General features: G+C 74.2%; 6 protein-coding genes. 1 reads left to right on the top strand and 5 read right to left on the bottom strand.

The features are described 5' to 3' along the window. Positions 1-842: maltotransferase domain-containing protein (locus tag ABZ340_RS33065; RefSeq protein ID WP_358785573.1), on the bottom strand; the 842-nt coding region annotated here is incomplete at its 3' end. A gap of 311 nt (positions 843-1,153) precedes the next feature. Continuing rightward, complete coding sequence (locus ABZ340_RS33060; protein WP_358785572.1) at positions 1,154-2,356, bottom strand: S8 family peptidase; 1,203 nt, start codon at positions 2,354-2,356, stop codon at positions 1,154-1,156. Between the two features lie 409 nt (positions 2,357-2,765). Between ABZ340_RS33060 and ABZ340_RS33055 the strand changes: the two genes are divergently transcribed. Further along, positions 2,766-5,396 (top strand): glycosyltransferase family 1 protein, encoded by a 2,631-nt coding sequence (locus ABZ340_RS33055; RefSeq protein ID WP_358785571.1) that lies wholly within the window; start codon positions 2,766-2,768, stop codon positions 5,394-5,396. Positions 5,397-5,400: 4 nt separating this feature from the next. Here ABZ340_RS33055 and ABZ340_RS33050 read toward each other — a convergent pair whose 3' ends face one another. The 3 genes from ABZ340_RS33050 to ABZ340_RS33040 all read right to left on the bottom strand — a co-directional run bounded on the left by ABZ340_RS33050 (position 5,401) and on the right by ABZ340_RS33040 (position 8,719). Then, positions 5,401-5,910, bottom strand: coding sequence for a DUF1990 domain-containing protein (locus ABZ340_RS33050; protein WP_358785570.1), 510 nt, complete (start codon positions 5,908-5,910; stop codon positions 5,401-5,403). Positions 5,911-6,072: 162 nt separating this feature from the next. Next, positions 6,073-7,743: a M4 family metallopeptidase gene (locus ABZ340_RS33045; RefSeq protein ID WP_358785569.1), complete on the bottom strand. Its 1,671-nt coding sequence runs from the start codon at positions 7,741-7,743 to the stop codon at positions 6,073-6,075. Positions 7,744-8,092: 349 nt separating this feature from the next. After that, positions 8,093-8,719, bottom strand: a complete 627-nt coding sequence (locus tag ABZ340_RS33040; protein ID WP_358785568.1) for a hypothetical protein — start codon at positions 8,717-8,719, stop codon at positions 8,093-8,095. Between the last annotated feature and the right edge of the window lie 26 nt (positions 8,720-8,745).

Here is an 8,745-nt window from a genome sequence, read left to right as displayed (position 1 = left end):
ATGGGGTGGATCGGGGGGAGGTAGACGACGTCGAAGCCCATCGCGGCGATCGCCGGGAGGCGGCGGGCGGCGGTGCGGAAGGTGCCGTGGGGCTGTTCGGGGGTGCCCTCGGAGCGGGGGAAGAACTCGTACCAGGCGCCGTACAGGGCGCGTTCGCGTTCCACCAGCAGCGGCAGCGGCTCGCTGGAGGTGACCAGCTCCCGCAGCGGATACCGGGCCAGCACCGCGTCCACCCCGGGCGTCAGCGCCGCCGCCAGCCGCGACGCGGCCGGGCGGGAGTCGTCCCGCAGGGCATCGGCCGCGGCGAGGATCTCCCGCCGCTCCTCCTCACCGGGCACGCCCGCGGCGGCCCGCTCGTACAGCCGGGCGCCCTCCTCCAGGACGAGCTCCGTGTCGATCCCGGCCGGCACCTTGATCCGCGCGTGGTGGCGCCAGGTGGTGACCGGGTCGCTCCACGCCTCGACGGCGTACGTCCACAAGCCCGGTGCCCCGGCGGTGACGGTGGCTCCCCAGCGGTCGGTGCCGGGCGCCAGCTCCCGCATCGGCGTCCAGGGGCCGGGGCGGCCCTCGGGGTCCTTCAGTACGACGTTGGCGGCGACCGCGTCGTGCCCCTCCCGGAACACGGTGGCCGATATCTCGAACGTCTCGCCGGTCACCGCCTTGGCGGGCCGGCGTCCGTGCTGGACGACCGGGCGGACGTCGAGGACGGGAATGCGCCCGACGGCGGTGGTCCCACCGGCCGGGTCCGGCCCGGGGGCCGGCCGGGCGGTGCCGGCCGGGCGTGCGGGAACTGCTTCGGTGCTGGGTGTCGGGGGTGCCGACGAGTGGTGCCTGGCGGGCATGACCGCTCCTGTCCGCGTCAACGAGGGGTGGGCGGATGACTGTGGGGAGGTGGGTCCTGCGGGATCTGCCTGAGGGGTGTACCGGAGGAGCCTTCCCACACTTTTCGGGTGGGCAATCCGGCACTTTGTTAACTACTCGCGCGTACGTCTGCGTACAAGTCCGGCCAGGTTGCGCGGCCCCGGACGGCGGGGGCCGGGAGGCGGGCACCGCACAGGAAGACGGCACAGGAGCCCGGCACTTGCCCGGCGCCCGCCCGGCACGCGTCCGGCCCCGTCCGGGAGCGGACGGGGCCGGTGTGCCGTGCGCGGGGTCACGAACGCGGCACCTGCAGCAGCCTGTCCGGTGAGCCGGGGCCCCGGCCCGACACCTTGCCGGTGGCCGCCCCGCCGGTCAGCGCCTTCGCCACCTCGGCCGGCGTGGCCCGCGGGTGCCCGGACAGGTGGAGCGCGGCGGCGCCCGCCGCGTGTGGCGCCGCCATCGACGTCCCCGACCAGGTCACCCGCCGGGTGTCACCGGTGTGGGACGCCGACGTGACCGACACGCCGGGGGCGAACAGGTCCAGCGAGAGACCGTAGTTGGAGAACGCCGCCCGGGCGTCCCGTGGATCGGTCGCGCCGACCGTGATCGCCTGGCGGACGCCCGCGGGGGAGTACAGGGAGGCCGGCCGGCCCTCGTTGCCCGCCGCGACCGTGTAGGTGACGCCGGAGGCGATGGAGGCGCGGACCGCGGCGTCGAGCTGCGGGTTGCGCGGACCGCCCAGGCTGAGGTTGGCGACCGCCGGCTTCCTGGCGTGCTTCGTCACCCAGTCGATACCGGCGATGGCCCGGGCCGTGGTCCCGGCGCCGCTGTCGTCGAGCACCCGCACGCCCACGACCTTCGCCTGCTTGGCGACGCCGTACGACGTGCCGACGGCGGTCGCGGCGACGTGCGTGCCGTGCCCGTTGCCGTCCTGGGCACTCCGGTCGCCCTGCACGAAGTCCCAGCCGTGGCTCGCCCGGCCGCCGAAGTCCCGGTGGGTGACGCGGATCCCGGTGTCGATCACGTACACGGTCACGCCCTTGCCCGCAGACTCCGGCCAGGTGTACCTCCGGTCCAGCGGCAGGTTCCGCTGGTCGACGCGGTCCAGACCCCAGGACGGCGGGTTCTCCTGGGTGCGGTCGGCCACCACACGGGTGTCCTGGACGACCGAGGCGACCCGGGCGTCGGCGGCCAGGCGCCTGGCCTGTCTCTCCGTGGCCCGGACGGCGAAGCCGTTCAGGACCGTGCCGTAGGTGTGGCTGATTCTCACCCCGTACGTCCGGGCGGGGCTCTTTCCGGCCGTCGACGCGGCCTGCGTTCTTCCCTCGAGTGTCACCAGGTAGCTTCCGCTCACGGAGCCGGGTGCGCCGGCGCCGAGTATCCGCCCCTGGGGCGCGGCCTGCGCGGGCAGGGTGATGGCCGAAAGGGCCGCGGCACAGGTCACCGCGACCAAGCCCCCCGCCCGGCGCAGACGCGGCGTTCGCGTCCGTGCCATGGTGTGCTGTCCCCTCCTCGACGCGGCGTACGGCCACCGCGCCGGGCCCGTCGGGAACCGGCGCGGACGGTACGCCTCTGGGCAGCCTCTCGTGCGGGGGTGAAGCGCCACAAGGAGGCCGGTGGGGGCGGAATCGGCCATATCGGCCATGTGGCGCGAGGAAGGGGTGCGGTGATTTCCGGCCGGGCGGTACCGGGGCGGACCGTGTGGGAGCGGAACGGGATGAAAATGACCGAAATTGGTTGGGTGGGTTCGGAATGGGTCATGGAGGACCGGACAACCGGGTGATTCCGGCCGAACAGGCGCCCCGGGGGCGAACCATCCGACGAGGGCCGTACCGCCGCCGGTACCGTCGCAGGGACGAGGTGAGGCCCACCCGTCCCATCGAGCGACCGCGTTGAGGTGGAATGTGAAGGCGATCCGCCGACTGACCGTCCGTCCCGTCCTCCCCGGCCCCCTGAGGCCCCTCGGCGATCTGGCCCATAACCTGCGCTGGTCCTGGCACACGGAGACCCGCGACCTGTTCCAGTCCGTCGACCCCGAGCGCTGGGCCGCCTCGGGCGGCGACCCGGTACGGCTGCTCGGCACTGTCGGCCCCGCCCGCCTGGCCGAACTGGCCGGCGACCGCCGCTTCCTGCGCCGTCTCACCGCGGCCGCCGACGACCTCGACGACTACCTGACCGGCAGCCGCTGGTACCAGGCGCGGACACAGGCGGGCACCCGGCTGCCCGCCGCCGTCGCCTACTTCTCGCCCGAGTTCGGCATCACCGCCGCCCTGCCGCAGTACTCCGGCGGCCTCGGCATCCTGGCGGGCGACCACCTGAAGGCGGCCAGCGACCTCGGGGTGCCGCTGATCGGCGTCGGCCTGCTCTACCGGCACGGCTACTTCCGCCAGACCCTCTCCCGCGACGGCTGGCAGCAGGAGCACTACCCGGTCCTCGACCCCCACGAGCTCCCCCTGACCCTGCTGAAGGAGGCCGACGGCACCCCCGCCCGGGTGCGCCTCGCCCTGCCCGCCGGGCGGGAGCTGCGCGCCCGGATCTGGCTGGCCCGGGTCGGCCGGGTCCCGCTGCTGCTGCTCGACTCCGACGTGGAGGAGAACGACCTCCGCGAACGCGGGGTGACCGACCGGCTCTACGGCGGTGGCAGCGAGCACCGGCTGCTCCAGGAGATGCTGCTCGGCATAGGAGGGGTCCGGGCGGTGCGCGCGTACTGCCGGCTCACCGGCCACCCCGAGCCGGAGGTGTTCCACACCAACGAGGGACACGCCGGGTTCCTCGGCCTGGAACGCATCGCCGAACTGTGTGCCGACGGACTGGAGTTCGACTCCGCGCTGGAGGCGGTGCGGGCCGGGACCGTCTTCACCACCCACACCCCCGTCCCGGCCGGCATCGACCGCTTCGACCGCGACCTGGTCGCCCGCCACTTCGGCCCCGGCGCCGAACTGCCGGGCATCGACGTCGAACGCGTCCTGCGCCTCGGCAGGGAGACCTACCCCGGCGGCGAGCCCAGCCTGTTCAACATGGCGGTGATGGGCCTGCGCCTGGCCCAGCGCGCCAACGGCGTCTCCCTGCTGCACGGCCACGTCAGCCGGGAGATGTTCCGCGGCCTGTGGCCCGGCTTCGACCCCGACGAGGTGCCGATCACCTCCGTCACCAACGGGGTGCACGCCCCCACCTGGGTCGCCCCAGAGGTGTTCCGGCTCGGCGCCCGGCGGATCGGCACGCAGCGCACCGAGGACGCGCTCGCCGTCGGCGGCTCGGACGACCGCTGGGACGCCGTCGCCGGCATCCCCGACCAGGACATCTGGGAGCTGCGCCGCACCCTGCGCGAGCAGCTCGTGACGGAGGTGCGGACGCGGCTGCGGGCCTCCTGGCGCCAGCGCGGCGCCGGGACGGCCGAGCTGGGCTGGATCGACGGCGTCCTCGACCCGGACGTCCTCACCATCGGGTTCGCGCGGCGCGTCCCGTCGTACAAGCGGCTGACGCTGATGCTCCAGGACCGCGACCGGCTGACGGACCTGCTGCTGCACCCCGAGCGGCCGGTGCAGATCGTGGTCGCGGGCAAGGCGCACCCGGCCGACGACGGCGGCAAGCGGCTCATCCAGGAACTGGTGCGCTTCGCCGACGACCCGCGCGTGCGCCACCGGATCGTGTTCCTGCCCGACTACGGCATGGCGATGGCGCAGAAGCTCTACCCCGGCTGCGACGTCTGGCTGAACAACCCGCTGCGCCCCCTGGAGGCGTGCGGCACCTCCGGCATGAAGGCGGCGCTCAACGGCTGCCTCAACCTGTCCGTGCGGGACGGCTGGTGGGACGAGTGGTTCCAGCCCGACTTCGGCTGGGCGATCCCCACCGCCGACGGCGCGGGCACCGACCCGGACCGGCGCGACGCCATAGAGGCCGCCGCCCTCTACGACCTGCTGGAACAGCGGGTCGCCCCGCGCTTCTACGAGCGGGGCCGCAGCGGGCTGCCCGACCGGTGGATCGAGATGGTCCGCCAGACCCTGAGCCTGCTCGGCCCCAAGGTGCTGGCCGGCCGCATGGTCCGCGAGTACGTCGAGCGCCTCTACGCCCCGGCCGCCGAGGCCCACCGGGCGATGGACCCCGACGCCGCGCGCTCGCTGGCCGGGTGGAAGGCCCGGGTGCGCGCGGCCTGGTCCGGCGTGCGGGTCGACCACGTGGAGACGTCCGCCGCCACCGCCTCCGCCGAACTGGGCTCGACGCTCGGGCTGCGGGTGCGGGTCGGCCTCGGCGGCCTCGGCCCGGACGACGTCGAGGTCCAGGCGGTCTCCGGCCGGGTCGACTCCGACGACCGCATCTCCGACGCCACGGCCGTGCCGCTGAAACCGGTGGGCGGACCGGACACCGAGGGCCGTCTGCTGTACGAGGGCCCGCTCGCCCTGGACCGCACCGGCCCCTTCGGCTACACCGTCCGCGTCCTGCCCGCCCACCGGCTGCTGGCGTCGGGCGCCGAACTCGGCCTGGTCGCGGTCCCGTCGGAGGAGGTGGTGGAGACGGCGGGGGTGCTGATGCGGTGAGCGGTCAGTCCTCCGCCTCCCCGCCGCTGAGCCGCTTCAGCACGGCTCCGCAGCGCCGGGCGTACGCGTGCTGCAGGCCGCGGGTCGCCGCCCCGCCCGCCCGGGAGTACCACTTGGCCGGACGGCTGAAGGCGGTGACGGTCAGCCAGACCGTGCCGTCTCCCGTCCGGTCCACCACGAACGCCTCCTCGCCGCACTCGGGGTGACCGGGCAGGGTGCCGTACGCCCAGCCCGCCCGGCGGTGTTCCTCCACCGTCCAGACCACCCGGCAGGGCGCCTTGATCATCCCGGCGAGGGTGACGGTCACGTCGACACCGGGCGCGGCCCGCTCCGCGCTCGCGTCGATGCCGACGCCCAGGGCCCGGTGCATCCGCCAGGTCAGGACCGCCTCGGCCGCCCGCCGGAAGACCGGCTCACCCTCCCCGAGGCGGGTGCGGACGTGCAGGGGGTGGAAGCCCGGCGGGCAGTGGCCCTGCTCGCGGGTGGCGCCGACGTCGTCGTAGGTGAAGGACATGGGCACCAAGCGTAGGGCGGCGTTCCGCGGACCGCCGCCGCGTTTGTGGCGACGGCGGCCGCCCCCGCGGACGTGGGAGGGCGCCGCCCCGGGGAGTCGAACCGCCGGGACGGCGCCCTGCTCTGGTGCGGCGCCGCCCATGGGAGGGGGCGCCGTCCCGCCTCAGCCGCTCGCGCGCGCGCCGACGTTGACGGCGGCCCAGGCGTTCTGCACCGCCTTGTACTCGGCGCTGGAGGTGCCGTACAGCTCACCGGCCGCCGCGAGGGTGCCGGTGCGGGCGCCCGCGTAGTTGGTGGTGGAGGTGAACTTGGTGGTCAGGGCCCGGAACCAGATCTTCTCGGCCTTGGCGCGGCCGATGCCGGTGACCGGCAGGCCGTCCGAGGTCGGCGAGTTGTACGTGACCCCGTTGATCGTCTTGGTGCCGCTGCCCTCGCTCAGCAGGTAGAAGAAGTGGTTGGCGGGGCCGGAGGAGTAGTGCACGTCGACCGAGCCGATGCCCGAGTACCAGCTGTCCTTGGACGCCCCGTCCTTGCTGGGCTTGTCCATGTAGCGCAGCGGCGTGCCGTCGCCGTTGATGTCGATCTCCTCGCCGATGAGGTAGTCGCCGACGTCGGAGGAGTTGTTGGCGTAGAACTCGACGGTGGTGCCGAAGATGTCGCTGGTCGCCTCGTTCAGGCCGCCGGACTCGCCGCTGTAGACGAGCCGCGCCGTGTTCGAGGTCAGGCCGTGCGTCATCTCGTGCGCGGCCACGTCGATCGAGGTGAGCGGGTTGACGTTGCCGGAGCCGTCGCCGTACGTCATGCAGAAGCAGCTGTCCGACCAGAACGCGTTGACGTAGTTGTTGCCGTAGTGGACCCGGGAGTACGCGCCCACACCGTCGCCGCGGATGCCGTTGCGGCCGTGCACGTTCTTGTAGTAGTCCCAGGTCAGCGCGGCGCCGTAGTGGGCGTCGGCGGCGGCCGACTCCAGGTTGGACGGGCTGCCGTTGCCCCACACGTCGTCGGCGCCGGAGAAGAGGGTGCCGGTGCCGGAGGTGCGGCGGTTGAGGTTGTAGGTGCGGTGGTTGCCGCGCGCCCCGTCGGTGAGGGTGTACGACGATCCCGACTGCGTGGTGGTCAGCGGGACGGTGCCGCTGTACACCGTGTGGCCGGTGCCGTTCTGGACTGCCTGCCACTCGTACAGCTTCTCGCCGGTGTTCGCGTCGGTGATCACGTGCAGCTCGTTCGGGGTGCCGTCGTGCTGGAGGCCGCCGACGACCGTCTCGTAGGCGAGGACCGGGCTGCCGCTCGCGGCCCAGACCACCGTGCGCGGCGCCCGGGTGACGTCCGGGCTCTTCGCCTCCGCCTTCGCCGCGCCGAGCGCCTGCCGCTCGGCCTGCGCGGCGGCGAGCGCGGGCTTGACGGACGCCACCGCGATCTTGGCCCGGGTCGCCTTGGCGACGCTCTCGGTGGTGCCGGAGGGGGACGTCTCGACGACCAGGTCGCCGCCGAGGACCGGCAGCCCGTCGTACGTCCGCTCGTACCGGGTGTGCACGGTGCCGTCGCGGTCCTTGATCACGTCGCGGACGACCAGCTTCTCCTTGGCGCCCAGGCCCAGGGCCTTCGCGGTCGCCGCGGTGTCCGCATCGGCCTCGCGCAGCAGCTCGGCGCGCTGGGCGGAGGTGAGGCGGACCGACTCCGCGCCCGGGGCCTTTTGGGGGGCCGGCGGGGCGGCGGTGGCGGCGCCCGACTGGAGGGCGGTGGCGATCAGGGCGGCGACACCGGCGAGGGCGAGGGCCGCGCCGCGGCGGGACACGGTGTGGGGGGCGCGTCTGTGGGAGGACCTGCTCAACACTGACTCCTTCTGCGCGGCCGCGGATCACGCGGCCAGGGGGAGACCGGACGGCGGGTGGGCCGGCCGGACGGAACGAGGCGGTACGCAGAACGTGCTCGTGAGCTCCGGCCGCGGCACAGCGGTGGGCGACGCTGTGGGGTTGCTGTGAAGCGGCCGTGGGAAGAGTGGCAGGAGACCGGGGCGCTTGTCAGGGGCGCGTCAGTAAGTTGGCCGGAAATCGTTCGTTGTCCGGGAGTTCACGTTCGTTATACGGACTCGTTGCTCTGCCCGGACCGTCTCCGGTCCTCGCCCGCCGCCCGGGCAGGCCACCCGCCCCGGCCGGCGCCCCGGTGCGGAGGAGGTGCCGGATTCAGCCCGCGGCGTCGTTCCCCGGGTGAACCGGCGTCCAGGGGGCGTCGTCCCCCGGCAGCGGCCCCCACACGAGCGCGCCGCAGTGGAGACCGGGAACCGCCTCCTGCGTCAGCGGGCCGGTGCCGTGGAGGAAGGCAGCGGCCAGGGAGTCCAGGAACTCGCCGAGGGAGCCGTACCCGGGCGCGGCGAGGGGCTCCGACGGCGGGGTGCCGTCAGCCAGGGAGAAGGCGGCGAGCCGGCCTTCGGGCTCCACGGCCAGGCCGTCCCACGGGGCGAGTGCGTAGTCGGTGACGGCGAACGGAATCCAGGGACCCCAGAAGGCGTCGGCGGCTTCCGCACCGCCGCGGACCGCGGCGACGGCCTCCAGCGGCAGCAGGTGGTGCTGCGCGAGGAAGCGGCCCGGGTCGTACTCGTCGGGGTCGCGGTCCAGGGCCGAGGCGTCCACGGTCCCGTCGCACAGCGTCAGCAGTGCGACGAGGCCGGGTGGCAGGGACACCCCCATGGCGCTTTCGGCGGACCTCACGCCGGCCGCGGTCGCGCCGGGCCGCAGGGTGGCGTGCGAGGCGGGCGCGTGGGTGGCCAGCCAGCCGGTGAGAGCGGCCCAGGCGCGTTGTACGTCACTCATCGGGTTCTCCGTCGAGGTAGGGGGAA

This window comes from Streptomyces sp. NPDC006134 (assembly GCF_040628835.1).
Taxonomy (GTDB): Bacteria; Actinomycetota; Actinomycetes; order Streptomycetales; family Streptomycetaceae; genus Streptomyces.
Note: the sequence above shows the minus strand (reverse complement) of the source record. Positions and strands in the feature narration are given on the sequence as shown.